This window comes from Streptomyces sp. NPDC001903, from assembly GCF_042891345.1.
GTDB lineage: Bacteria > Actinomycetota > Actinomycetes > Streptomycetales > Streptomycetaceae > Streptomyces.
In genome coordinates this window covers 295,155-318,281 of sequence record NZ_JBIASZ010000008.1, presented here as the reverse complement: position 1 = coordinate 318,281, position 23,127 = coordinate 295,155, and the positions used below count along the sequence as shown (strand labels likewise).

At 72.7% G+C, this 23,127-nt stretch carries 21 protein-coding genes and 1 tRNA gene; 9 read left to right on the top strand and 13 right to left on the bottom strand.

All coding sequences use genetic code 11. From position 1 onward, the window contains the following. Complete coding sequence (locus ACFYZS_RS20435; protein ID WP_389014189.1) at window positions 1-939, bottom strand: LysR family transcriptional regulator ArgP; 939 nt, start codon at window positions 937-939, stop codon at window positions 1-3. A 69-nt stretch (window positions 940-1,008) separates the two neighbouring features. On the opposite strand from ACFYZS_RS20435, the gene ACFYZS_RS20430 reads away from it, so the two are divergent. From ACFYZS_RS20430 to ACFYZS_RS20420, 3 genes are all read left to right on the top strand, one after another. Further along, complete coding sequence (locus ACFYZS_RS20430; RefSeq protein ID WP_389014187.1) at window positions 1,009-1,632, top strand: LysE/ArgO family amino acid transporter; 624 nt, start codon at window positions 1,009-1,011, stop codon at window positions 1,630-1,632. A 76-nt stretch (window positions 1,633-1,708) separates the two neighbouring features. Then, window positions 1,709-2,845, top strand: a complete 1,137-nt coding sequence (locus tag ACFYZS_RS20425) for an NUDIX domain-containing protein (protein ID WP_389014184.1) — start codon at window positions 1,709-1,711, stop codon at window positions 2,843-2,845. Window positions 2,846-3,010: 165 nt separating this feature from the next. Next, a complete protein-coding gene (locus tag ACFYZS_RS20420; RefSeq protein WP_389014181.1) occupies window positions 3,011-4,528 on the top strand; it encodes an MFS transporter in 1,518 nt (505 codons plus the stop codon). On the opposite strand, the gene ACFYZS_RS20415 is transcribed toward ACFYZS_RS20420, so the two are convergent. The 4 genes from ACFYZS_RS20415 to ACFYZS_RS20400 are packed head-to-tail and all read right to left on the bottom strand — an operon-like array spanning window position 4,517 to window position 8,349. Further along, on the bottom strand, window positions 4,517-5,470 hold the full coding sequence (locus ACFYZS_RS20415; protein WP_389014178.1) for a hypothetical protein: 954 nt from the start codon (window positions 5,468-5,470) through the stop codon (window positions 4,517-4,519). The two genes, ACFYZS_RS20420 and ACFYZS_RS20415, sit on opposite strands and share 12 nt — an antisense overlap. Before the next feature lie 50 nt (window positions 5,471-5,520). Continuing rightward, on the bottom strand, window positions 5,521-6,057 hold the full coding sequence (locus tag ACFYZS_RS20410; RefSeq protein ID WP_389014175.1) for a cupin domain-containing protein: 537 nt from the start codon (window positions 6,055-6,057) through the stop codon (window positions 5,521-5,523). After that, window positions 6,054-7,271 carry a cytochrome P450 gene (locus ACFYZS_RS20405; RefSeq protein ID WP_389014172.1) on the bottom strand — a complete coding sequence of 406 codons (1,218 nt, stop codon included), beginning with the start codon at window positions 7,269-7,271 and terminating at the stop codon, window positions 6,054-6,056. The genes ACFYZS_RS20410 and ACFYZS_RS20405 overlap by 4 nt, the downstream gene beginning before the upstream one ends. A 28-nt stretch (window positions 7,272-7,299) precedes the next feature. Next, window positions 7,300-8,349 (bottom strand): type III polyketide synthase, encoded by a 1,050-nt coding sequence (locus ACFYZS_RS20400; RefSeq protein WP_389014169.1) that lies wholly within the window; start codon window positions 8,347-8,349, stop codon window positions 7,300-7,302. A gap of 204 nt (window positions 8,350-8,553) precedes the next feature. Between ACFYZS_RS20400 and ACFYZS_RS20395 the strand changes: the two genes are divergently transcribed. Both ACFYZS_RS20395 and ACFYZS_RS20390 read left to right on the top strand, forming a co-directional pair. Next, window positions 8,554-9,828 carry a cytochrome P450 gene (locus ACFYZS_RS20395; protein WP_389014166.1) on the top strand — a complete coding sequence of 425 codons (1,275 nt, stop codon included), beginning with the start codon at window positions 8,554-8,556 and terminating at the stop codon, window positions 9,826-9,828. Then, window positions 9,825-10,046, top strand: a complete 222-nt coding sequence (locus ACFYZS_RS20390) for an acyl-CoA carboxylase epsilon subunit (protein WP_389014164.1) — start codon at window positions 9,825-9,827, stop codon at window positions 10,044-10,046. Before ACFYZS_RS20395 ends, ACFYZS_RS20390 begins: the two co-directional genes overlap by 4 nt. 63 nt (window positions 10,047-10,109) lie before the next feature. Here ACFYZS_RS20390 and ACFYZS_RS20385 read toward each other — a convergent pair whose 3' ends face one another. Beyond that, window positions 10,110-11,921: a VanW family protein gene (locus tag ACFYZS_RS20385; protein ID WP_389014162.1), complete on the bottom strand. Its 1,812-nt coding sequence runs from the start codon at window positions 11,919-11,921 to the stop codon at window positions 10,110-10,112. Between the two features lie 245 nt (window positions 11,922-12,166). Here ACFYZS_RS20385 and ACFYZS_RS20380 point away from each other — a divergent pair, with 245 nt between their 5' ends. Beyond that, the gene (locus tag ACFYZS_RS20380; RefSeq protein ID WP_389014160.1) at window positions 12,167-12,913 is read left to right on the top strand and encodes a YitT family protein; all 747 of its coding nucleotides are present in this window, start codon (window positions 12,167-12,169) and stop codon (window positions 12,911-12,913) included. Window positions 12,914-13,053: 140 nt separating this feature from the next. On the opposite strand, the gene ACFYZS_RS20375 is transcribed toward ACFYZS_RS20380, so the two are convergent. The 4 genes from ACFYZS_RS20375 to ACFYZS_RS20360 all read right to left on the bottom strand — a co-directional run bounded on the left by ACFYZS_RS20375 (window position 13,054) and on the right by ACFYZS_RS20360 (window position 19,253). Beyond that, on the bottom strand, window positions 13,054-15,960 hold the full coding sequence (locus ACFYZS_RS20375; protein ID WP_389014157.1) for an NHLP bacteriocin export ABC transporter permease/ATPase subunit: 2,907 nt from the start codon (window positions 15,958-15,960) through the stop codon (window positions 13,054-13,056). A 1-nt stretch (window position 15,961) separates the two neighbouring features. After that, complete coding sequence (locus ACFYZS_RS20370; protein ID WP_389014154.1) at window positions 15,962-18,157, bottom strand: NHLP family bacteriocin export ABC transporter peptidase/permease/ATPase subunit; 2,196 nt, start codon at window positions 18,155-18,157, stop codon at window positions 15,962-15,964. Next, window positions 18,154-18,960 carry an HlyD family efflux transporter periplasmic adaptor subunit gene (locus tag ACFYZS_RS20365; RefSeq protein WP_389014152.1) on the bottom strand — a complete coding sequence of 269 codons (807 nt, stop codon included), beginning with the start codon at window positions 18,958-18,960 and terminating at the stop codon, window positions 18,154-18,156. The genes ACFYZS_RS20370 and ACFYZS_RS20365 overlap by 4 nt, the downstream gene beginning before the upstream one ends. A 74-nt stretch (window positions 18,961-19,034) precedes the next feature. After that, window positions 19,035-19,253 (bottom strand): hypothetical protein, encoded by a 219-nt coding sequence (locus ACFYZS_RS20360; protein ID WP_389014149.1) that lies wholly within the window; start codon window positions 19,251-19,253, stop codon window positions 19,035-19,037. 383 nt (window positions 19,254-19,636) lie between these two features. Between ACFYZS_RS20360 and ACFYZS_RS20355 the strand changes: the two genes are divergently transcribed. Next, a complete protein-coding gene (locus tag ACFYZS_RS20355; RefSeq protein ID WP_389014147.1) occupies window positions 19,637-19,912 on the top strand; it encodes an acylphosphatase in 276 nt (91 codons plus the stop codon). On the opposite strand, the gene ACFYZS_RS20350 is transcribed toward ACFYZS_RS20355, so the two are convergent. After that, window positions 19,886-20,608, bottom strand: coding sequence for a hypothetical protein (locus ACFYZS_RS20350; protein ID WP_389014144.1), 723 nt, complete (start codon window positions 20,606-20,608; stop codon window positions 19,886-19,888). The two genes, ACFYZS_RS20355 and ACFYZS_RS20350, sit on opposite strands and share 27 nt — an antisense overlap. Before the next feature lie 262 nt (window positions 20,609-20,870). Continuing rightward, window positions 20,871-20,944, bottom strand: a tRNA-Pro gene (locus tag ACFYZS_RS20345). Window positions 20,945-21,081: 137 nt separating this feature from the next. Between ACFYZS_RS20345 and ACFYZS_RS20340 the strand changes: the two genes are divergently transcribed. Then, the gene (locus ACFYZS_RS20340; RefSeq protein WP_389014141.1) at window positions 21,082-21,783 is read left to right on the top strand and encodes a transketolase; all 702 of its coding nucleotides are present in this window, start codon (window positions 21,082-21,084) and stop codon (window positions 21,781-21,783) included. A gap of 32 nt (window positions 21,784-21,815) precedes the next feature. Next, window positions 21,816-22,712, top strand: coding sequence for a transketolase family protein (locus ACFYZS_RS20335; RefSeq protein ID WP_389014339.1), 897 nt, complete (start codon window positions 21,816-21,818; stop codon window positions 22,710-22,712). A 24-nt stretch (window positions 22,713-22,736) separates the two neighbouring features. On the opposite strand, the gene ACFYZS_RS20330 is transcribed toward ACFYZS_RS20335, so the two are convergent. Then, window positions 22,737-23,117: an MmcQ/YjbR family DNA-binding protein gene (locus tag ACFYZS_RS20330; protein WP_389014139.1), complete on the bottom strand. Its 381-nt coding sequence runs from the start codon at window positions 23,115-23,117 to the stop codon at window positions 22,737-22,739. Window positions 23,118-23,127 lie beyond the last annotated feature (10 nt).

Here is a 23,127-nt window from a genome sequence, read left to right as displayed (position 1 = left end):
TCAGGACCGACCCCGGCCCGCCGGGTGGCCGGCGCCGCCCTGGCGCAGGGCCTCGGCCGCCGCGGCCGCGACCACCTCCGCCACGGTGGACAGCGCCGGGGAGTCGAGTTTCCACTGCTGCCAGTACAGCGCGACGTCCAGCGGCCGCCGCGGGAGCAGCAGGTCCAGCCTTCCCGCGCGCACCAGCGGTTCCGCCTGGGATTCCGGCACCAGCCCCCAGCCCAGCCCGGCCGCGACCGCGTCGCGGAACCCCTCCGAGGTCGGCACGTGGTGGCGCAGCGGCCCGGCCCCGGCGTCCTGATCGCCGGTCAGCGACCGTACGAACCCGTCCTGGAGCTCGTCCCGCCGGTCGAAGACGATCACCGGGGCGTCGCGCAGGCCCTGTTCGAGGCCCCCGGCCAGGTACCGGGCCGCGAAGGCGGGGCTCGCCACCGGCAGGTACCGCGCCAGCCCCAGCCCGCGTACGGTGCACCCGGCCACCGGGTCCGGCGAGGAGGTGACCGCCGCCATCACCTGGCCCTCCCGGAGCAGGGCCGTCGTGTGCCCCTCGTCCTCCCGGTGCAGTTCGAAGAAGACCGGCGGATCCTGCGGCACCCGCGTGAGCGCCGGCAGGAACCAGGTGGCGAGGGAGTCCGCGTTGACGGCGATCGGAAGCCGCACCGGTCCGCCCGCCTCCTGCGCCATGCCGAGCTCGGCGCGCGCGTCCCGTTCCAGCCGGGCCAGCTGCCGGGCGAAGCGGACCACCACCTGTCCGGACTCGGTCACCCGTACCGGTTTCGTCCGCATCAGCAGCACCCGCCCGGTCCGCTGCTCCAGCGCCTTCACCCGCTGGCTCACGGCGGACGGGGTCACGTGCAGGGCGGCGGCCGCCGCGTCGAAGGTTCCCTCGTCGACCACGGCGAGCAGGGTCCGCACCTGGTCCAGGGGTAGCTCGTCCATCACGAACGCTAAGGGTACGTAAAAATCTTTAGCTGTACTGAAACCACGCCGCTGCCTACGGTCGGAGGCATGACACACGGCATCATCACGGCGGCACTCGCCGGCTTCGGCACCGGACTCTCCCTCATCGTCGCCATCGGCGCGCAGAACGCCTTCGTCCTGCGGCAGGGGGTGCGCCGGCACGCCGTCCTCGCCGTGGTCGCGATCTGCGCGGTCTCCGACGCGCTCCTCATCGCCCTCGGCGTCGCCGGGGTCGGCGCCTTCGTCACCGCCTGGCCGGCCGCCCTGACCGTGGTCGCCATCGCCGGCGGCACCTTCCTCATCGCCTACGGATTCCTCGCCGCCCGCCGGGTGCTGCGGCCCACCCCCGGCGCCGCCCTGGCCACCGAGGGGGCCACCGCCGGGTCCCGCCGCCGGGCCGTGCTGGTCTGTCTGGCCATGACCTGGCTCAACCCGCACGTCTACCTGGACACCGTCCTGCTGGTCGGCTCCCTGGCGGCCGACCGCGGCGACCTGCGCTGGGCCTTCGGCATCGGGGCCGGGCTGGCCAGCCTCGTCTGGTTCGCCACCCTCGGCTACGGCGCCCGGCTGCTGAGCGGTGTGCTGGCGCGCCCCTCGGCCTGGCGGGTGCTGGACGGGCTCGTCGCGGCGACCATGGTCACGATGGGCGGGATGCTCCTGGCCCGGGCCTGAGCGGCGAGCGCGGCGGGCCCGCGCGGGGTGCGGATCCGCCCCGTACGGTGGCACGACCAGACCCTGGGAGTCCGCAGTGCCCGAGCGCCCGTCCGACCGTCCGACCGACCGGCCGTACGACGACCCGTCCGGCCGGCCCTCCGGCGCCCCCTCCCCCGACGAGGCGCGCCTGTACTACGCCGCCCGGCCGTCCCCGCTCGTCGCCGCCACCGCGATCGTGCTGGACGCGGCCGGACGGGTCCTCGTACGGGCGCCCTCGCACCGGGGGGCCGCGGAACTGCCGGGCGGCACCGTCGAGGACACCGAGACCCCGGAGGAGGCGCTGGCCCGGGAGCTGGAGGCGGAGCTGGGCCTGTCCGTGCCGGTCGGCCGGCTGCTCGCCGTGGACTCCCGGCGGCCCGGCTCCCTCGGCCGCTCCCTCATCACCCACGTCCACCTCGTCGGGCCGCTCCCGCCGCAGCAGGCCGGCGCACTCGCCGCCGCGGACGACGAGGCCGCCGCGGCCCGCTGGCTCGCGCCGCAGGAGGCGTACGAGGTGCTGCCCGCCCGGATCGCGCCCCGGCTGCGCGCGGGTCTGGCCGCCCTGTACTCCGGGTCCCTCGCGCACCTCGTCGACGGCGTGCCCCAACCCGGCTCCCCGGCCGGCCTGGACCCGCGGCGGCGCACCGCCCTGGAGCACGCCGGGTCCTTCGACGCCGCGAGCCACCGGGCCTCACGCCCCAAGGCCATCACGGCGGCCAGCGTGGTGTTCACCGACCGGGCGGGCCGGGTCCTGCTGGTGGAGCCCTCGTACGGCGACTCCGGGCGCTGGAACCTGCCGGGCGGCGGGATCGACAGCGACCTCGGCGAGACCCCGCGCGCCGCCGCCCGCCGGGAGGTGCTGGAGGAACTCGGCCTCGACCTCCCACCGGGCCGGCTGCTCGGCGTCAACTGGGCCCACAAGCCCGGCTACCCGGCCCGCATCCGCTTCCTCTACGACGGCGGGGTGCTGGACGCCGCCGCCCTGGGCCGGATCCGGCTCGCCCCCTTCGAGCTGCTGCGCTGGCGGATGGTGCCCGCCGGGGAGCTGCGCGCCCTGGTCAAACCCTCCCTGCGGCGCCAGATCGAGGCCTGCCTGCGGGCCCGCGCCGAGGGCACGGGCCCGCTGGAACTCCACGCCGGGCGCCCGGCCGACGCCCCGCGCAAGAGGGGGAAGAAGAAGGGGAAACGGTAGGAGAACGGCAGAAGAAACGAACGCTGCACTGGTCCATCCGGACGGCGTCATGGCGTGGCGCACGGGTGACGGGGCGCTCTCACGCATCGTCGGAGCAGACAGTCCACGCATACGCGTACGCCCTCTCGCCGGCGAGAACGCGCGGAACCCATGGAGAGCGCCACCATGTCCGCAGAGCCGACCCGTCCCGGAACCAGCACCGCTTCCGCCGCCCCCGACGCCGCGGCGCCGCCCGATCCGCGCCGCTGGTGGATCCTCGGCGTCATCGGCCTCGCCCAGCTCATGGTCGTCCTCGACGCCACCATCGTGAACATCGCCCTGCCCTCCGCCCAGGCGGGTCTCGGGTTCTCCGACGACCAGCGGCAGTGGGTGGTGACCGCGTACGCGATCACCTTCGGCAGCCTCCTGCTGCTCGGCGGGCGGCTGGCCGACAAGTTCGGGCGGCGCCGGGCCTTCCTCATCGGGCAGATCGGTTTCGCGGCGGCCTCCGCGCTGGGCGGCGCCGCGGCCACCTTCGGGGTCCTCGTCACGGCCCGCGCCCTGCAAGGGGTGTTCGCGGCCCTGCTGGCTCCGGCCGCGCTCTCGCTGCTGACCACCACGTTCTCCGCGCCCGCCGAACGCGCCAAGGCGTTCGGCGTGTTCGGGTCGCTCGCCGCCTCCGGGGGCGCCGTGGGGCTGCTGCTCGGCGGGTTCCTCACCGAGCACCTGAGCTGGCGCTCGACGATGTACGTGAACCTGCTGTTCGCCGCCGTCGCCGTCACCGGCGGCGCACTGCTGCTGAAGCGGCCCGCGCCCACCACGCCGCCCCGGCTGGACCTGCCCGGCACGGTCCTCGCCTCGGCCGGACTCTTCTGCCTGGTCTACGGCCTCGCCACGGCCGGCCCCCGCGGCTGGGAGTCCGGGCACAGCCCGGTCTTCCTGGCCACGGCCGCGCTGCTGCTCGCCGCCTTCGTGTGGTGGCAGCGCCGCAGCGCGCACCCGCTGCTGCCGCTGCGGATCGTGCTCGACCGGGTCCGGGGGGCGGCGCTGATCGCCGTGTTCATCACCGGGGTCGGCATGTTCGGGGTGTTCCTGTTCCTCACGTACTACCTGCAGCACACCCGCGGCTACAGCCCGGCCCGGACCGGGCTGGCCTTCATGCCGATGTCCGGCTGCACGATGATCGGCGCGATCGGCAGCAACATGGGGCTGCTCGGCCGGATCGGCGGGCGCCCGCGCATCGTCACCGGCATGCTGCTCTCGGCGTGCGGCATGGCCTGGATGACGAACCTGACGGCGACCGGCCCGTACGTCGTGGACGTGCTGCCGGGTCAGGTGGCGACGGGGCTGGGCATGGGCCTGATCACGGCGGCCGCCATGAACCTCGGTACGGCCGGCATCGACCCGCGGGACGCGGGGGTCGGCTCCGCGACGGTCAACGCCATGCGACAGACGGGCGGCTCCGTCGGCACGGCGCTCATGAGCACCCTTGCCGCCGGAGCCGTCGCCCGCTCACTGGCGGGCCGGCAGCCCACGCCGGACCTGATGGCGCGGGCTGCCCTGGAGGGTTACCACACGGTCTTCACGGCAGCGGCGGCCATCTTCGCCGTCGGCGCGGTGCTGACCCTGTTCATGCTGCCCGGCGGCCTGTCCGTGGAGCGCCGGCACGGCGCTCCCGGGGGCCGCCGCCCGTCAGCGCGGTGAGTGGCCGCCGGCGGCCACGGGGGTCGCCGGCTTGGCGGGGGCGGTGGAGTCGGCCGGCTTGGCAGGGGCGGTGGAGTCGGCCGGCTTGGCAGGGGCGGTGGAGTCGGCCGGCTTGGCAGGAACGGCCGGGCTCGCCTCGGTGTTCGCGCAGTTCGACAGCGAGCTGCGAACCCGGTCGCCGGTCGAGAAGTGCCGCACCCGGCAGGCGTTGGTCCCGATCCCGCCGTCGACCTGGCCGTAGCCGGGTCCGATGGTCAGGACCGTGTCGTTCAGACCGCGGACCGTGTCGTTGCCGGGACCGCCCTGGACGATGCCCGCGGACTCCGCGCCCACCGACTTGGGCTCGATGACGTCGTTCTCGCTGCCGCCGAGGACCCGGCCGCCGAGGTCGATGTTGCCGGTGCGGATCAGGTCGCTGCCGTCGTTGCCGAAGACCTGGCCGCCGCCGCGCTCGTACTCGCCCGGCTGACCCATGACGCTGCCCGTGGTGATCTTGTCGTCGCCGTGGTCGCCGTAGACGCTGGAGCCGTGGTCGGCCGTGCCCACGACGAGCGCAGTGATGATGGTGTCGTTGCCCGCGCCGCCGCGCACCGAGGAGTTGCCGTTCTTCGGGGCGAGGTTGTTGACCTGGAGGGTGTCGTCGCCCTCGCCGCCGAGCACCTGGGCGTCGATCAGCATGCCCTTGACGCGGATGTTGTCGTTGCCGCCGCCGCCGTCGATGATGACGTTCTCGACGTCGTTCTCGCACGTGATGGTGTCGACGCCCTCCGTGCCTCTCACCACCGTCAGACCGGACCTCACCTCGACACCGTTGAGGTAGCACCAGTAGGACGGCAGGGAGCGGGCGGCCTGTGCCGGGGCCGCGGCGATCGAGGCACTGGCGGCGATCACGGTCGCCAGGACGTAGGTGGCCGTGCGAAGTTTGCGGCGCGTGCGCAGCATGAATTCTCCCGAGAATGGTGTGCGTTTGTGTGGGGGTGTTGCGGGGGGGGTCAGGACAGCTCGTGGCGCAGCGGCGTGAGCTGTTCGATGTCGTAGCGCTTCCGGAGTGCGTGGATCGCCGCGGGATCCGGGGTGGCGCTCGTGTCGAGCAGTTCGAGGAGCTCCTCGAAGTACCGCTCGTGATCGGGGGGCGGGGAGGCCTGGAAGAACATCCGGGCCGGTTCGCCGGTGGGGTTCGCGAAGGCGTGCGGGCAACCGGGCGGAACCACGATGACGGTTCCGGGCGTGGCACGGACGACCTGGCGTCCGTCGAGCGCCTCCCAGTGTCGCCAGTCGTCCCCGGAACGGACGCGCGGCTCGAAGGCCATGACGTCGAGTTCACCCTCCAGGACGTAGAAGAGCTCCTCGCTCCGGGTGTGCAGGTGCGCCCCGACGTCGAACCCCGGCGGTACGACGACCTCGAAGCTCGAGGCCACCGTGGAGTGCTCCCCGGTGACCTTGAACGTGACCTGCTGGGCTTCGGTGTGCAGTGTGCGGCCGTGACCCGGTGGCACGAGCAGCCCGTCGCGGGCGACGTGCGCGGTCATGACCAGGTCACGGGCAGACCTTCGGGCCCGCGGATGAGGGCCCCCGGCCGCCAGCGCAGTTCGCCGACGGGGACGCTGAAGCGCAAGTCCGCGAAGCGGTCGAGCAGGGCGTCCACCATCAGCTCGGATTCGAGGCGGGCCAGCATGTTCCCGGGACAGAAGTGGGGTCCGTACCCGAAGGAGACGTGCGGGTTGGGGCTGCGGTCCAGCTGCAGCTCGTGGGGGTCGGGGAAGATCTCCGGATCGCGGTTGGCCGCGAGGTAGGAGACGTAGATCGCCTCACCCGCCCGGATGAGCTGGCCGGCCACGGTGACGTCTTCGAGGGCGATCCGGGAGAGCCCGACCGCGTTGCGGTGCGGGATGTAGCGCAGCAGCTCGTTGATGGCCGAGGGCCGCAGGCCGGGGTCGCTGCGCATCCGGTCCATCAGGTCCGGACGGGTGAGCAGGATGTAGACCATGTTGCCCACGTTGTTGGTGACGGCCTCGCCCCCGATCTGGAGGAGCAGGGCGAGGCCGGTGGCCTCCTCGGCGGTGACCTCGCCCGCCTCGATGGCCTTCACCAGGAGCCCGATGACGCTGTCGCCGCCGGCCACTTCCCCGGTGCCCATGCGCCCGCCCAGGTAGGCGCACATGTCGTTCTTCGCCTGCTCGCTGCGTTCCACGCCCTGGGCCGAGGAGAGGATCAGCGTGGTCCATTCGTGGACCATGGGCCGGTCTTCCTCCGGGACGCCCATCAGCTCGCACACGACGGCGAGCGGGAAGGGTGCCAGCAGGCGTTCGGTCAGGTCCGCGGGCGGGCCGTCGCGCAGGATCCCGTCGACGTAGCCGTCGAGCATCTCCTTCGCGCGACTGCGCAGCCGCTCCACCCCGGGGGTGGTGAAGGCCGCGCCGACCGTGCGCCGCAGCCTGGTGTGGTCGGGCGGGTCCTCGAACCCGACCGCACCCGGTGCGGGGATGAAGTGCGGGGCCAGCCGGGTGACATCGTGTTCCACGACCAGCTTGCGGCTGAACCGGGGATCGTTGGCCACCATGCGCACGTCGTCGTAGCGGCAGACGAGCCAGGCCCACCCGCTTCCGTTGGGCATGCGGATCCGTGTGATCGGACCCGCCTGCATCAGCTCGGCGAGGACGGGGTCGAAATCGACCCCGTCCAGGGCCGGGGTGGGCCAGTGCGTGATGGGTGGCCTTGCGGTAGCGGGGCCGTCCTTCAGCATTCTTCGGATTCCTCCCTCACCCGGTCCCTCATTCCGAGGTCCAGCTGCCCAGTGAGATCTCTGCGGTGATGCCCGGGCCGAAACCGGCCAGCAGGCCCCGCGCGGCGTCAGCGGTACCGTTCTCGTCGAACATTCGGCGCAGTGCGTCCAGGACGACGGCGCTGGCGATGTTGCCGTACTCGGTCAGTGTGGCCCGACTGAAGCGGAATGCCTCGGGTGCCACACCGAGGTACTTGCTGAGGTCGTCCAGGATGCGCGGCCCGCCTGCGTGGATGATGTAGAAATCCAGCGCGGCGGCGTCCCATCCGTGGAGCTTGGCCAGGTCCTTGAGGGACGGCGCGAGCGGCTCCATGGTCCCCGGGACCCGCCGGTCGAGCTTGAAGTGGAATCCGGTGGACTTGACGTCGTACATGATCCAGTCCTCCGTCTGGGGGATGATGTACGAGCTGTTGCGGTGGAGTTCCATGCCGGTTCCGCCCCTGCCGCGGACGACGGCCGCGCCCACTCCGTCGCCGAACAGGCCGTTGGAGAGCAGGTTGCCGACTTCCAGGTCGGCGGGCTGGTAGCAGAGCGAGCAGAGCTCGCAGGACACGATCAGCGCGTTCGCCTCGGGGTAGGCGATGCAGAAGTCGTGGGCCCGGTTGACCGCCGCGCCGCCCGCCGCACAGCCCAGCTGGGCGATGGGCAGCTGCCGGGTGTCCGTCCGGAAGCCCAGCGCATTGATCATCCAGGCGGTCAGCGAGGGCATCATGAAGCCCGTGCACGACACGTAGATGATCATGTCGATGTCCTTGGCCCGGAGCTGGGCGTCCTCCAGCGCCTGCCGCACCACCGCCGGGACCCGCGCCTTGGCCTCGGCCTCGTACACGGCGTTGCGCGATTCGAAACCGGGGTGCTTGAGCGTCTCCTCGATGGGTTGCACGATGTGCCGCTTCGCGACGCCGGTGTTGCGGATCAGGCGCAGCGCCAGGTCGAGCTGCGGATGATCCGCGTGCACGGACCGGCACAGATCAAGGGTCTGCTCCATCGTGATCACGTGCTCGGGCACGCACACCGTTGGCCTGCACAGAGTCGCCATGGGTGGCTCTCCTTTCGTGTCTGACACAGCCTCATCGACCTCCGCCGGATGCGCGCGCGGGACTACGGCGTTGGTGCCATGAGCCAATCCGGTGACGCTGCGCGGAGGAGGCAGCGGAGCGTGTGACGAGAGGGAAGGGATGGCTGTGCCGATTTCCCGCGGAATCGCGCCTTGGGGGGTGCCATCCACGCAGGGAGATGAACCATGACGTCAGACCCGCAAACCGCCCTCAGGCCGGAGCCGGAGATGGACCCGGAGATGGACGCCGGGGTGGACCCGGCCTCGGGCGAACCGGTGCACTGCTGGAACCTGGACGACTTCGAGGCGCTGGACTTCGACCCGTTCCTGCACGACCGCCTGCGGGACAAACAGGCCACCCGGATCCGGCTGCCGTTCGGCCAGGGCACCGCCTGGCTGATGGCGCGCTACGCCGATGTGAAGGCGGCGACCACCGACCCGCGCTTCAGCCGCTCGGAACTGGTCGGCCGCACGATCACCGCCTCCTCCCCGCACGCGATCGCCTCGCAGCAGGCCTCGATGAACTACGCCGATCCGCCGCGCCTCAACGACATGCGCCGCGTGGTGGCCCGGGCCTTCACCGGCAAGAGCATGCAAAAGCTCCGGCCGACCGTGCAGCAGACCGCCGACAGCCTCCTGGACGAGATGGAGCGGCACGGCTCGCCGGCGGACCTGGTCGAGCACCTGCACGGCCCGTTCCCGCTCGCGGCCGTCGCCGACCTGCTGGGGATGCCACAGGACATGCGCAAGGACATGACCTCCTGGGCGAACGTGATCATGACCCCGGGCCCGGCCCCCGACAAGAGCACCGACGCCCTGAAGACGGTGCGCGAATGCGTGGTCGCCCTGCTCGCCATGCGGCGGGAGAAGCAGAGCGACGACCTGGCCGGAGTCCTCGCCGGGGCCGCCGACGCCGGCGAGATCACCGAGCCGGAGGCCGTCTCCATCGCCACCGCGATCCTCGTGAGCGGTGCGCACGCCGTCCGCAACAACAGCGCGAACATGGTGTACGCCCTGCTCACCCATCCGGAGCACCACGAACGGCTGCGCAGGGAGCCGGAGATGATCCCCCAGGCCGTAGACGAGCTGCTGCGGTTCATCCCGCACCGCAGCGGGGTCGGTCTGCCGCGGATCGCCACGCGGGACGTGGACATCGCCGGGGTCACGATCAAGGCCGGGGAGACGGTGTACTCCTCGTACCTCGCGGCCAACCGCGATCCCGAGGTCTTCCCGAACCCCGACGCGCTGGACTTCGACCGCGGGCCGATCGCCCATATGGCCTTCGGGAACGGGCCCCACCACTGCGTCGGCTCGATGCTGGCCCGTATGGAGTCCGAGATCATCATCAGCACGCTGATCGAACGCTATCCGCGGCTCGCCCTGGCCGTGCCGCCGGAGCAGCTCGAATGGCAGGCCGGGGCGCTGATCCGGGGGCCCAAGACCCTGCCGGTGACCTGGTGATACGCCGGCACCGGATCAAGGTGGTCCGGGGCGCCCCGGACCACATAGAACTGGCGGCCCTCACGGCCGCCCTGCTCATACTGGCGCGCACGGCTCCCGTGCCGTGCGCGCCCCACTCCTCCCGGCGCCACCGGGCCCACTGGGACCGCAACGTGACGTCGGTGGTGCACTGTCCCGCCCACTCCTGGCGGGCGCGCCCGCCCGCGGGCTTCGTCTAGGGGTACCCGCCTTCGGCCGCAGGCCCACGCCTCCGACCGGAGGCCCCCGCCTTCGGCCGGCTGTCAGGCGGCGCGGCCCGGCTGTGCGGCGGCCGGGCCCGTCGGGGCCGGCGAGGGGCTCGGGCTCGCCGGGCCCGCCGGGGCCTTCGAGGCCTGCGGCTCGTCGCAGGTGACCTCGTCGCGCGGGGTGTAGTGCGTGCGGTAGGTCTCCCGCTTGACCTCCTGCCCGCCCTGGACGAAGACGCGGTCGACGGCGACGTCGAAGCCCTCCAGCGGGGTCTGCACCTCGCAGGTCGGACCGGAGCCCGTGCGCTTGGCCGGCGGGGTGGTGTTCGTCCGCGGGCCCTGGGTCGCGCGTATCTCGTCGTACTTCTTCGTGCCGAGGAGGCTGATGGTCACCGAGGTGTCGGTGGACTGGGCCTGGACGTAGATCGCGTGGCCGGAGTCGTTCTTCCAGCGCAGGTCGAGGGTGCCCCAGGCGACGGTGGCCTCGCGGCCCTCGGGGTAGCGCTCGATGTAGAACGAGTGGGCCCCGTGCTCCAGGGGCTTGACGCCCGCGAAGAACATGGCGTTGTACATGGTCGTCGCGACCGCCGAGACACCGCCGCCGGGCGACTTCACGAACTGGCCGTCGTTGATCATGATGCCGTCGACGAAGCCGTTCTCCTTGGTCCGCTCGCCGACCGTCTTGTTGAAGCTCCACGTCTCGCCGGGCATCACGACGGAGCCGTTGATCAGCTCCACGGCCCGCCCGATGTTGGTGGTGCGGTACGGCGCGGCCGGGAACTTGACCGTGAAGGAGGACATCTTCTCCTTGATGCCGAGGCTCTGGGCGTTCTCGGCGGTCAGCCGCGGGTGGACCGTCGTCACGGCGACCTCACCCGTGCGGGCGGCGCCGGTGCGCGTCAGCAGCGGGACGACGGCGTCGGCGAAGGCCTTCTCGGTGACCTGCACCCCGGAGCGCCCGTCCTGGGCGACGACCGCGCGGCCGGCGGAGTCCAGGCGGAAGGCGGCCCCGCGGGAAGGGGTGGTGGCCGCGGCGACCTGCCGGGCGACGGCGGGCTCGGCCATCAGCCCCTTGGCGTCGAGCTTCGGCACCAGCCGGCCCTGCGCGTCGGGTGCGACCGACAGGTGCTTGCCGAGTACGGCGGGGGTGAGCGTGACCGTCTTTCCGGCCACCTTGAGCGTGACCGGGCCGGACATCGCGGGCTGGGCGAATTCCTTCAGGGCCCGCGCGGTCTCCTGCTGCCCCACGGCCGGGGGCTTGCGGTCCACGGGGAGGGCGACCGGCCCGGCCTGCGGGCGCAGGTAGGCGGCCCGTACGGTGTCGGCCGCCTGGTCGGCCCGTACGGCGATGCCGGTCACGGGGGCGGTGGCCCGGGCCGTACCGCCCTCGAAGGTGATGTCGCCGTCGCGGGCGTCGCGGCCGGCGGCGGTGATCCGGTCGACCTCGGCGGTGCTCGTGGGGCCGTCCGTACGGATCACGGGCTCGACCTCGCGGTTCTCGGCCGGGGTGAGCAGCCGGCCGATCACGGTGAAGGGGTCGGATCCGGCCTGCGCGGCGCGGTCGACGGTGGCGGCGGTGTCCAGGGACAGCCCGAAGGCGGCGGGTACGGCCTTCTCGGCGCGGTCGCCGATCCGCAGCTCGATCGGGGCGGCCGCGGCGGGGCCGAGCGCGTGGTCGAGCGCGGCCGTGGCCTGCGTACGGCTCATGCCGCCGATGTCGACGCCCCGTACGTGGGTGCCGTCGGCGATGGCGTCGCCCGCCACGGCCAGACCGGTGAGGTAGAGGCCGCCGAAGCCGAGGACGGCGGCTCCGCCGACGAGGGGCAGGGCCGTCCGCCGGTTGATCGTCAGGCGGTGTACGCGTCGCATGTCTCTCGTCTCTCCCGGTGCCGGTGGCGCTGGTGGGTCGGTGTGGACCGGAACCCAGCATTCATCAATTCGGACTAAAAGGGACGAAAATGTGCCTGTTCTCACGAGAGGCGGTAGGCCGGGGCGCCACCGGAGTGAACCGGCGAAAGTAAGGCCACTTGGTTCGGATTGGCCCTGTTGGGCCGTTCGGGGGATGCCACACGGTAAGACCTGTCGGTCTTTGGCTCCCCCGAAAGGCTCCACCGGTGTCCCTCGCCCCCGTCCGCCCCGCGCGACGCCTGCCCCGCCGGCTCCTGCAGCTCTACGTCGGGCTCGCGCTGTACGGCGCGAGCTCCGCGTTCCTGGTCCGCGCCGGTCTGGGGCTGGACCCGTGGGACGTCTTCCACCAGGGGCTCGCCGAGCTCACGGGATGGAGCATCGGCACGGTCTCGGTGGCCGTCGGCGCGCTGGTCCTGCTTCTGTGGGTGCCGCTGCGGCAGCGGCCCGGGCTCGGGACCGTCTCCAACGTGTTCGCCGTCGGCCTGACCATGGACGCCACGCTCGCGGTGCTGCCGGACGTGCACGGCGCGGCCCCGCAGGCCGCGCTGCTGACGGCGGGCATCGTCCTCAACGGGGTCGCGACCGGCCTCTACATCGCCGCGCGCTTCGGGCCGGGCCCGCGCGACGGCCTCATGACCGGGCTGCACCGGCGGACCGGGCGCTCGCTGCGGCTGGTCCGTACCGGGATCGAGCTCACGGTCCTGGCCGCCGGAGTCCTCCTCGGCGGTACCGCGGGGGTGGGCACCGTGGCGTACGCGCTGGCCATCGGCCCGCTCTCGCAGCTCTTCCTCCGCGTCTTCGCCCTCCCGGAGGAGGCCGGGTCCCCGGCCGGCGGCCGGGTGGCCGGCCGGGGCGGCGTGCGGTCCCCGGAGGCGGCGCAGGCCGCGGAACCGGCACACACCCCGCAGACCCCGACCCCGGCGCAGGCGGCCACGGAACCGGCCCGGGGCTGAGGAACCGGCCCGGGGCTGAGCCAACGGCCCGGGGCTGAGCCAACAGCCCGGGGCTGAGCCATCGGCCCGGGGCGCAGGAATCAGCCCGGAGCCGAGGAATCAGCCGCCGCCCTTGCGGAGGATGCCGTCGATCCTGCGGCTCACCCGACCTGGCGGCGGACCAGTTCGCGGAAGGGGCCCGTCGGATCGGCGAGCAGGTCTGCGGGCGGGCCCTGTTGGGCGATACGGCCGTCCGCCATGACGATCACCCGGTCGGCGTCCATGACGGTGGAGAGCCGGTGCGCGATCACGATGCGGGTGGCGCGCAGGGCGCGGGTGGACTCGATGACCACGCGCTGGGCCTCGTTGTCCAGGGCGCTGGTCGCCTCGTCCAGGAAGAGGATGCGCGGCTTGCCGATGAGGGCCTGGGCGATCATCAGCCGCTGGCGCTGGCCGCCCGAGACGGTGCCTCCGCCGTCGGACAGTACGGTGTGCAGGCCCATCGGCATCGCCTCGATGTCCTCGGCGAGGCCGGCGAGCGCGGCGGCCTCCGCCACCTCCTCGAGGGAGTACGCACCGGAGCCGCGTATGCAGTCGAGGATCGACCCGGAGAACGGCTGCGCGTTCTGGAGGACGACACCGCACTGGCGGCGTACGGCCGCCTGGTCGAGGGCGGCCAGGTCCTGGCCGTCGTACAGCACGCTGCCGGAGGCCGGCCGGTCGAAGCCGATGAGCATGCGCAGCAGCGTCGACTTGCCGCAGCCGCTCGCCCCGACGACCGCGACGAACTCCCCCGGCCGCACCGCGAACGACACGCCGTCCAGGACGAGCGGCCCGTCGTCGGCGTACCGGTACGAGAGGTTCTGCACCTCGACGGCTCCGCTGAGAACGCCCGGACCGATGCCTGCGGTCCGTACCTCCGGAGCCTCCTGGAGCAGCGGCTTGACCTGCTCGAACATCGGCTGCACGGCGGCGGCCGAGAGGAGTGCGCCGGTCAGCTGGGTGGCGGAGGCCAGCATCATCGTCACGGCGGTGCTGAAGGTGAGGAACTCGGCCGCCGACATGCTGCCGCGGGCCGGTCCGGCCAGCAGCATGAACATCGCGAGCGTGCAGAGCGGCAGGTAGACGGCGTTGAGGACGGTGAGGACGTTCTTGATCCGGCCGATGCGCTGCTGCAGCTCGCGGGTGCGGGCGAACTCCCGCGCCCAGGCCGCGTACGCGAAGCTCTCGGCGGCGGCCACGCGCAGCTTGGGCAGTCCGCGCAGGGTCTGGAACGCCTGGTTGTCCAGCCTGTTGCCGAGCCTGATCAGCCGGCGCTGGTAGCGGAGCTGCCACAGCCCGAGGCCCAGGAAGACGGCGGCGACGCCGAGCAGCATGGCGAGCGCGGCCAGTGCCAGCGGCACGCTGTAGACGAGCAGCAGGACCAGGTTCATCGCGCCGACGGTGCCCGCCTGGAGGGACACCGCCACGATGCCGGACAGGACGCTGCGGATGGAGCTGATGCCCATGGCCGCGGCGGCGAGTTCCCCGGTGGAGCGGCCTGCGAAGAAGGTCACCGGCAGGCGCAGCAGCCGGTCCCACACGGCCGGTTGCAAGGTGGCCTCGATGCGGCCCTCCATCCGCAGGACCGAGACGTTCTGCAGCAGCATGAAGGCGGCCGAGACCACGCTGGTCGCGATGAGCGCGAGCGCGGTCTGCGCGATGAGTCCGTCCTCGGCGTGCGGCACGTACGTGCCGAGCACGCGGCCGGTGGCCACGGGGACGAGCGCGCCGAGGCCGACGGCTCCGAGCCCGCCCAGGATGAGCCCGCGCAGGTCCTGGCCGCTGCCGCGGACGCTGAAGCGCAGGAGGTGCAGCAGGCCCGGCTTCCGGTCGGGCAGGGGGCGGTAGAACATGACGGCGTGCGGTGCGAAGGCGGCGGCGTTGCGCCGGCGGACACGCTCGCGGGTGCCGGTGGCGGGGTCGAGGGCCTCGTACCGGCCGCGCCGCCAGAGCAGCGCGACGGGTGCCTCGTCGTCCGCGCGCCGGCCGACCAGGGGGCCGCCGTACTCCCGCCACCAGCGGCCGGCCAGCTTCACGGGGCGGGTGCGGATGCGGGAGGCGAGGGCGATGCGTTCGACCGGGTCCGTGCGCGCGGCGCCGGGGGCCGCGCCCGCGGGCTCGGTCAGGGCGATGCCCGCCTCGGCGGCCACCAGACGGCACGCGGCGAAAGTCGCGTCGTCGCCCGCGGCGCGGCGGGAGCCCCGGGGGGAGCGCCCGATCGAGGCGAGCAGGGCGCGGTCCGCCTGGGTACGGGCGGCCTCCCCGGCCTCGATGCCGGCCGCGGTGCGGTCCGCGTGGGCGCGTTCGTCCTGCTCGATGCGGCGGTCCAGCGCGGACAGCAGCCGGTACTGCCGGTCGACCATGCCCTGCCACAGGGCCTCGTCGACGAGGAGCGCGCCGGCCGCGCCCGCCGCGCCTTCGCCGGAGCCGTACGAGCCGTACGAGCCGTACGACTCGTACGGCTCGTACACGGCGCCGTACTGCACGCTCCCCGGCGGGATCTGCATCCAGAGGATGTCCTCGTCGGCGCCGCCCCGGCCGGCGGTGTCCGGGCCGCCGTCCAGCGGGGCCTGGTACAGCACGCGCAGGCCCCGCCCGATGCCGCGGGCGAAGGCGTCCTCCAGGGGGCTGGGCGCGGGCTGCCAGGCCTCGGTGTGGTCGGCGTACTCGCCGGGCCAGGCCCAGTCTCCGCCGTGCGCCGGGCGGTGCAGCTCGCGCAGTTCGATGCGGCGCAGTACGCAGCCCTGCAGCGGGCGCCCGGTCAGCGTGTGCGCGGGGCCGTCGACCGGGCCGAGGAGCAGCGCGCCCGACTCCAGCCGGCCGAGGAAGTGCCAGTGGCCCGCCTGCGCGGCGTCGACGGCGAACAGGTCCAGCTCGCCCCGGACGACGAGCCACAGGACGAGCGGCCCCTCCAGGGACAGGCTGCGCAGGCCCGTGCAGTCGACGGCGGAACCGAGCCCGCCGAGGGCCGCGACGACGGGATCCGATACGGCGTGGCCCTGATGGGCCCGTTGCGGGGTCGCCACGTCAGTGCTCCTTGACCAGTGCGGCGTACGCGCCCTGCGCGGCCAGCAGTTGCTCGTGCCGGCCGCGTTCCACGACCGTGCCCCGGTCGAGTACGACGATCTCGTCGCTGTCACGCACGGTGCTCAGCCGGTGGGCGATGACCACGCAGGCGCAGCCGCGGCGCCGCAGGTTGTCGATCACGATCTGCTCGGTCGCCGCGTCCAGGGCGCTGGTCACCTCGTCCAGGACCATGACGCTGGGACGGCGCACCAAGGCGCGGGCGATCTCCAGGCGCTGGCGCTGGCCGCCGGAGAAGTTGCGGCCGTCCTGCTCGACGCGGCTGTGGATGCCGCCCGCCCGGCGCGCGACCACCTCGTACACGGCGGCGTCCTGGAGGGCGGCGACGACGGCCTCGTCCGTGATGGAGGGGTCCCACAGCGCGACGTTGTCGCGGACGGTGCCCTCGAAGAGGAAGACGTCCTGGTCGACGAAGGCGACGGAGGCGGCCAGCGCGCCGCGCGGGATGTCCTCCAGCCGCATCCCGTCGATGCGGATGGCGCCCTCCCAGGGGGTGTAGAGGCCGGAAATCAGGCGGGAGACGGTCGACTTGCCGCTGCCGGAGCCGCCGACGAGCGCGATCTGCCGGCCGGGGCCGACCGCGAGCGAGACGCCCTTCAGCAGCGGCGCGTCGAGCGGGCTGTAGCCGAAGGTGATGCCGTCCAGCTCCACGTGTCCCTTGAGGCGGCGGGTGCCCGAGAGCGGTTCGCGGCGCAGGTAGAGGGGGTCGACGGGGAAGTTCTCGACGTCTTTGAGCCGGGCGACGTCGGCGGCGAAGTCCTGGATGCGCCCTGCCACGCCGCCCAGGCGGGTGATCGGAGCGGTGAAGCTGGTCACCAGGGCCTGGAAGGCGACCAGCAGGCCGACCGAGAGGTGGCCCTCCACCGCCCGCAGGCCGCCGATCATCAGGATCAGCGCGCTGTTGAGGGCGGCGAGCGTGGGCGCCACCACGGCCAGCCAGGCGCTGGGGACACCGAGCCGCTGCTGCACGTCGAGGGTGACGGCGTGCTGGCCGGCCCAGCGGCGGAAGAAGGCGTTCTCCCCGCCGGTGGCCTTCATCGTCTCGATGAGCTGGAGGCCGCTGTACGAGGTGTTGGTGAGCCGGGCGTTCTCGGCGCGCAGCTTCTGTGTGCCGGTGGCCCTCATCCGCATCACGATCCGCAGGGCCACGAGGTTGAGCAGGGCGATGAGCACCCCGACGACGGTGAGTTGCGGATCGTACGTCCACAGCAGGACCGCGTAGAGCACGACCACGACGGCGTCCACTGCGGCGGCGGCCAGGTCCCGGGCGAGGGTCTCGGCGACCGCGTCGTTGGACTGGAGGCGCTGGACGAGGTCGGCCGGGTTGCGCTGGGTGAAGAAGGCGACCGGGAGCCGGAGCAGGTGGCGCAGGAAGCGGGCGCTGCCGAGCGTCGAGGAGATGATCCGGCCGCGCAGCAGGTTGGCCTGCTGCAGCCAGGTGAGTACGCCCGTGAGCAGGAGGGCGGCCGCCATCGCGGCGAACAGCACGCCCAGCAGGGAGGTTTGCTCGCCGATGAGGAACATGTCGATGTACGTGCGGCTCAGCGCGGGCACCGTCGCCCCGACGGCCACCAGCAGGAGGCTGGAGAGCACGGCGGCGAGCATGGTGCCCGAGGTGCCGCGCAGGCGCGCCGGCATGGCGCTCATGACGCCTTGTCTGCGGCCGGTGCGGCGAAAGCGCGGGCCGGGCTCGAAGACGAGCGCGATACCGGTGAAGGCGGTGTCGAACTCCTCCATGGGGACGAACCGGCGCCCCTTCGCGGGGTCGTTGACGTACGCGCCCCGGCGGCCGAGGCGGCGGCCGGTGCCCTCGTAGACGACGTAGTGGTTGAACTCCCAGAAGAGGACGGCAGGCGGGCTCAGGCGGGCGAGCGCGGCCAGGTCCATCTGCATGCCCTTGGCGGTCAGCCCGTAACCGCGGGCGGCCTTGAGCAGGTTCCCGGCGCGGGAGCCGTCCCGCGACACCCCGCAGGCGATGCGCAGCTCTTCCAGCGGTACGTGCCGGCCGTGGTGGCCGAGCACCATGGCCAGCGCGGCGGCCCCGCACTCCACGGCCTCCATCTGGAGCACGGTGGGGGTGCGTACGGGACGGGGCGGGCGGCGCGGGGGGCGCGGGCGGCCGCGGTTGGAGGTGGTCACGGGAGCAGCCAATCGACGGGGCGCTGTGCCGGGAGGTGGACGGCTCCGGTGACCGGCGTCGTGGAGTCGAGGGGGTACGGGGGCCCGCCCGCGGTGGACCAGCGGTAGCCGGTGGCGGTGGCGGTGGCGGGTTCGAGCTGCACGAGCACCGCGATGGGGTTGCCCTGGCGGGCGAAGTGCGCGGCGAGGCGGGCGTCGCCGAGGAAACCGCCGATCTGCGCCTGCGTCTGGGGCGCCCGCCCGACTTCCTTGACGCGCCCGCGCAGTACGCCGAACCGCTCCCGGGGGACGGACTGGACGTCCAGGTCGACGGGGGCCCCGACGCGGATCTCCGCGCCACCGCCCCCGGACACGTACAACACCGCGATCAGCGGCTCGTCCGCTGCGGTGACCCGCTCCAGGACGGCGAGGTCCGCCCCCGTCGCGACGACGGCGCCCGTCTTGGCGACCAGGCTCGTCACCCGCCCCCCGGCCACGGCGCGCACGGTCCGTTCGCCCTGCTCGGTGGCGACCTGGAGCAGGGGCGCCCCGGGGGAGAGTAGCTGCCCCTCTTTGGCGTGCACGGTGGTGATCTGGCCGGAGAAGGGGCTCTGGAGCAGATAACTGCCTTGGGCGCGCGTCAGGATGCCGGGCGCGCTGAGCTTTGCGGAAACGGATCCGCCGAATGTCCACGCACCGAGGACGGCCATGACGAGAACGGTCACACCGAGCACGAACTTCCCCTGCGGCCGGGCAAAGCGCACGGGCAGATCGAGCTCGTCACCCGATTGCAGCTTGGAGAGTGCCTTTCGACGAAACTGCACGAACTCCCCTTGTTCACACGGCGAACCCCGGAACGGTGAATACGCTCCGGGGTCCACTCACACGGACATCCGACTCAGAGGCCGGCGACACCGGCGCGGACGCCGGCGATGCCCTCGACCTGGCCGGGCAGGGCCTGCACGCCCTGGACCGTGTGAAGCGAGGTGACCGTGTTCACCACGTGGAAGACGTCGCCGGTGACGGCGCCGAGCAGCCCACCGGAAATGCTGACACCGCCGGAAACCGCGTCCAGTTCGTCGTCGGCGATCTCACGGGTCTCGATGTCGTTACGCATGATGTGCGCACCCTTTCAGTCGTCTGATCATTCCTCGAATACGCGGTCGGATCCCGACCCACGCCGGACAGATGAAAGCACGCGAACAACCAACGCAGCGAACCGCATTGACGCCCCGTAGGAGGGGATTCGGGAAGGCGCACCACGAACTCTCCGATCAATCCGGCGGATCACCACACCCCCTCCACAAGATCGAGTAACAGATCCGGGCACCCCGCCACCCCGAACCGCCAAACGCCACCAAAACCACCCAAAGATCCGCTGGAGATGTAACAGGACGCGCCCACTCCACTTTCACCGGGTGAAGATTCCCGGGAGCGGCGTCCCGTGACGACGCGATCACGGTCCGTACGGTCCGGCCTCCGCCCGGCTATGGTCGGACCATGGAACGGGTGCACAGCAGGGTGATCGTCCACGGCGAGGTGCAGGGGGTCTTCTTCCGCGACACCTGCCGCCGCACGGCCCTCGAGTACGGCGTATCGGGCTGGGTCCGCAACCTCCCGGACGGCACGGTCGAGGCGGCCTTCGAGGGCCCCGCGGAAGCGGTGGCCCACCTGATCGCCTGGACCCACCAGGGCCCGCCCACGGCCAAGGTCACCCGAGTGGAAGTCCACGAGGAACCCCCACAGGCCCTACAGACCTTCGAGATCCTGGCCTGACGACAGAAAGCGCCGCCACCGGGGCCGTCGACCGGGCGCCGACCGCCGGCCCTCGGCATACCGGACCAGGGCGTCGGGACTCGCAGAGCGGACCCACACCGGTGCGCCGACGATGATGCGCCGGGTGCCGGCGAGGCCGGTGCGGTCGAGATGCCACCGCGCCGGGTCGAGGGTGATGTCGGAGTAGATCACCGCGAACCACTCGGCATCGACGGCGCGGCCGAGCGCGAGCGGGCGCGTCCAGGGGGCGTCGTCGTGGTCGGGGTTCTCCGCACGCTCCCTGTCGTTGAGGGCGATCTTCAGCGCCTCGACGGCGAGGCCGTGGTCGTCCCACTGCGAGGTGTTCCGTCGGCCGCGGCTCTCCAGGAGTTCGGCGACGGCGTACCAGGCGGATGACGAGCTTCCTTCCAGCGCTTCGCCGGGGCGGAAGTCAAGGGTGTTGTCCAGGCTGCCGAAGAGGCACAGGTCGACCCGCCGGCCGTCAGTGCTCCGGGTCCGGGTGTGAAGCACGACCCCTTTGTCCCTCGCGGGCCCGTCGGTGAACGCCGAGAAGGCCACCGCGCCCACACCTGTCGCGAACAACACCGGCTGCGGCTCCTGATAGGTCACCGCGGTCTGCCGTCGCGTGGCGGCCGCCAACCGGTCGGCCACCTGACGACGGCTGCGCTCTCGAACCTCCGAGCCCGCGAGCTCCATCGTCGGGAGGGGGAGGCCGAAGGCCGATTCCGGCGTCCTGAGCGCGGTGACCCGCCACGAGCGAGCGAGGCGGAGGCCGTTGTCCAGCTCGAGCGCGCGGACCTGGCGCTCGGACCAGTACCGGTACCGGGTGACGTCACGCCGTCGTCGCACTCCCACCTCCGCCAGGTGGCACGACCCTACCCGGCCACCCGGACCGACACACGGGAAAGGCCGTTCCCTCACGGATGAGAGAACGGCCTCCGATGTGCGTAAAGCACAGTCGGGACGACAGGATTTGAACCTGCGACCCCTTGACCCCCAGTCAAGTGCGCTACCAAGCTGCGCCACGTCCCGATGCGCGCTGACCTGGGGTTTCCCCGGGGTGAACGCGCAGGAGAACAATACCGCACTTCGCGGGGTGGTCGCGCGCACCTTTCGCGGGGTCGGGGCGTGCTTGACCTCAAGCGGGCTTGAGGTTGCACGATCGGTGCATGACACAGGCAACCGCGGACACGGGGTTCCGCTACGAGGATCTGGGCCGGCTCATCGGGCTCATGACCGGGGCCGAGAAACACGCGCCCGCCGCGCATTCCACGCTCGACGTGCTGTGGGTGCTCTACGACCGGGTGCTGCGCGTGGAGCCCGAGGGGGCCGAGGAGCCCGGGCGGGACCGGTTCCTGCTCTCCAAGGGGCACGGGCCGATGGCGTACTACGCCGTGCTCGCCGCCAAGGGGTTCCTCCCGGTGGACTGGCTGAGCGGGTTCGGTGCGTACGACTCGCCCCTCGGGCACCATCCGGACCGCACCCTGATCCCCGGGGTGGAGATCGGCAGCGGCTCGCTCGGGCACGGGCTGCCGCTCGCCGTCGGCAGTGCGCTCGGGCTGCGGGCGCAGGGGCTGGACGAGCCGGCGGTGTGGGTGCTGATCGGGGACGCGGAGCTCGACGAGGGCAGCAACCACGAGGCCATCGCCTATGCCGGCGCGGCCGGGCTGGAGCGGCTGCACACCGTGGTGATCGACAACGACTCCGCGACCCACGGCTGGCGCGGCGGGATCGCCTCCCGCTTCGAGGCCGCCGGCTGGTCGGCGGTGACCGTCGACGGCCGGGACCACGCGGCGCTGCACGCCGCCTTCACCACACCGCATCCGGGCCGGCCGCACGCCGTCATCGCCCGCGTCGAGAAGAAGCAGTAGAGCAGCAGAGGGGTTGGAAGATCGTGGACACCATGCGGGAGCGGTTCGTCTCCGTCACGTCGCGCGCGCTCGACGAGGACCCGCGGCTGGCGCTCGTGCTCGCCGAGATCACCATGGACGGGTTCCGGCCCGGGCAGCAGCGCCATCCGGAGCGGGTGATCAATGTCGGGATCCGGGAGCAGCTGCTGATCGGGGTCGGCGGCGGGCTGGCGCTGACCGGGCTGCGGCCGATCGTGCACACCTTCGCCAGCTTCCTGGTGGAGCGGCCGTTCGAGCAGGTCAAGCTGGACTTCGGGCACCAGGGCACGGGCGGGGTCCTGGTCAGCGCGAGCGCCAGCTACGACTGGCCGACGGGCGGGTTCACGCACATGGCGCCGGGCGACGTGGCGCTGATGGACACCCTCGACGGCTGGACGGTCCATGTGCCGGGGCATCCGGACGAGGCCGAGGCGCTGCTGCGGCACGCCTACGCAGCCGGGGACGACAAGGTCTACGTACGCCTCTCGCAGCAGTCGAACGCCGCCCCGCGCGCGGTGGACGGCGCGAGCTTCCTGACCGTGCGGGAGGGCGGCCCGGGAGCCGCCGTCGTCATCGCCGTCGGCCCGCTGCTGGACAACGTGCTCGCCGCGACGGAGGGGCTGGACGTGACCGTGCTGTACGCGACCACCGTGCGGCCCTTCGACGACGCGGCCCTGCTCGCGGCCGTCGGCCGGGGCACGGCGGACGTCGTGCTCGTCGAGCCGTATCTGGCCGGCACCTCCACGGGGGCCGCCGCCAGGGCCCTGACGGAGGTCCCGCACCGGATCCTCGGCCTCGGCGTCGGCCGCGCCGAGCTGCGCCGCTACGGCACCATCGACGAGCACACCGCCGCGCACGGCCTGGACCCGCACTCCCTCCGCGAGCGGATCAGCGCGTTCCGCCGGCCCTAGGCAGACACCCCTGGGCGGACACCCCTAGGAGGTGTCCGCACCCCGGGCGGCGTCACCGGCCAGTTCCGGATGGGTCGCGGCCAGGCGTTCGGGGGCCGCCTGGAGCCAGGAGTCGATCAGGATCGCGCGCAGCTCGGCGGCGCTCTCCAGCGCCGCCAGCCGGACCCGGAGCCAGGCGTAGTTGTCGTCGTGGCCCTCCCGGAGGAAGAACTTCGCCGGCTCGGCGGCGATCAGCTCCGCGCGGTCCTCCTTCGGGCATTTCACCCCGATCGAGGCGTCGTCCTCACCGAGCGCGGCGAAGATCTTCCCGCCCACCCGGAACGTGGGCATGCCCCAGGCGAGCTTCTCGCTGCTCTCCGGGAGCGACAGCGCGGCCGTACGGACGTCCTCGGCGGTCACGGCCATCCCGCGGCTC

Bases quoted from the DNA above. Each gene is read 5' to 3' on its own strand.
- ACFYZS_RS20435 (WP_389014189.1), bottom strand. From the start codon at position 939: ATGGACGAGCTACCCCTGGACCAGGTGCGGACCCTGCTCGCCGTGGTC.
- ACFYZS_RS20415 (WP_389014178.1), bottom strand. From the start codon at position 5,470: ATGCTGCGCACGCGCCGCAAACTTCGCACGGCCACCTACGTCCTGGCG.
- ACFYZS_RS20335 (WP_389014339.1), top strand. From the start codon at position 21,816: ATGCGGGAGCGGTTCGTCTCCGTCACGTCGCGCGCGCTCGACGAGGAC.
- ACFYZS_RS20350 (WP_389014144.1), bottom strand. From the start codon at position 20,608: ATGGAGCTCGCGGGCTCGGAGGTTCGAGAGCGCAGCCGTCGTCAGGTG.
- ACFYZS_RS20330 (WP_389014139.1), bottom strand. From the start codon at position 23,117: ATGGCCGTGACCGCCGAGGACGTCCGTACGGCCGCGCTGTCGCTCCCG.
- ACFYZS_RS20355 (WP_389014147.1), top strand. From the start codon at position 19,637: ATGGAACGGGTGCACAGCAGGGTGATCGTCCACGGCGAGGTGCAGGGG.
- ACFYZS_RS20385 (WP_389014162.1), bottom strand. From the start codon at position 11,921: ATGCGACGCGTACACCGCCTGACGATCAACCGGCGGACGGCCCTGCCC.
- ACFYZS_RS20405 (WP_389014172.1), bottom strand. From the start codon at position 7,271: ATGCTGAAGGACGGCCCCGCTACCGCAAGGCCACCCATCACGCACTGG.
- ACFYZS_RS20360 (WP_389014149.1), bottom strand. From the start codon at position 19,253: ATGCGTAACGACATCGAGACCCGTGAGATCGCCGACGACGAACTGGAC.
- ACFYZS_RS20395 (WP_389014166.1), top strand. From the start codon at position 8,554: ATGACGTCAGACCCGCAAACCGCCCTCAGGCCGGAGCCGGAGATGGAC.
- ACFYZS_RS20400 (WP_389014169.1), bottom strand. From the start codon at position 8,349: ATGGCGACTCTGTGCAGGCCAACGGTGTGCGTGCCCGAGCACGTGATC.
- ACFYZS_RS20410 (WP_389014175.1), bottom strand. From the start codon at position 6,057: ATGACCGCGCACGTCGCCCGCGACGGGCTGCTCGTGCCACCGGGTCAC.
- ACFYZS_RS20430 (WP_389014187.1), top strand. From the start codon at position 1,009: ATGACACACGGCATCATCACGGCGGCACTCGCCGGCTTCGGCACCGGA.
- ACFYZS_RS20420 (WP_389014181.1), top strand. From the start codon at position 3,011: ATGTCCGCAGAGCCGACCCGTCCCGGAACCAGCACCGCTTCCGCCGCC.
- ACFYZS_RS20340 (WP_389014141.1), top strand. From the start codon at position 21,082: ATGACACAGGCAACCGCGGACACGGGGTTCCGCTACGAGGATCTGGGC.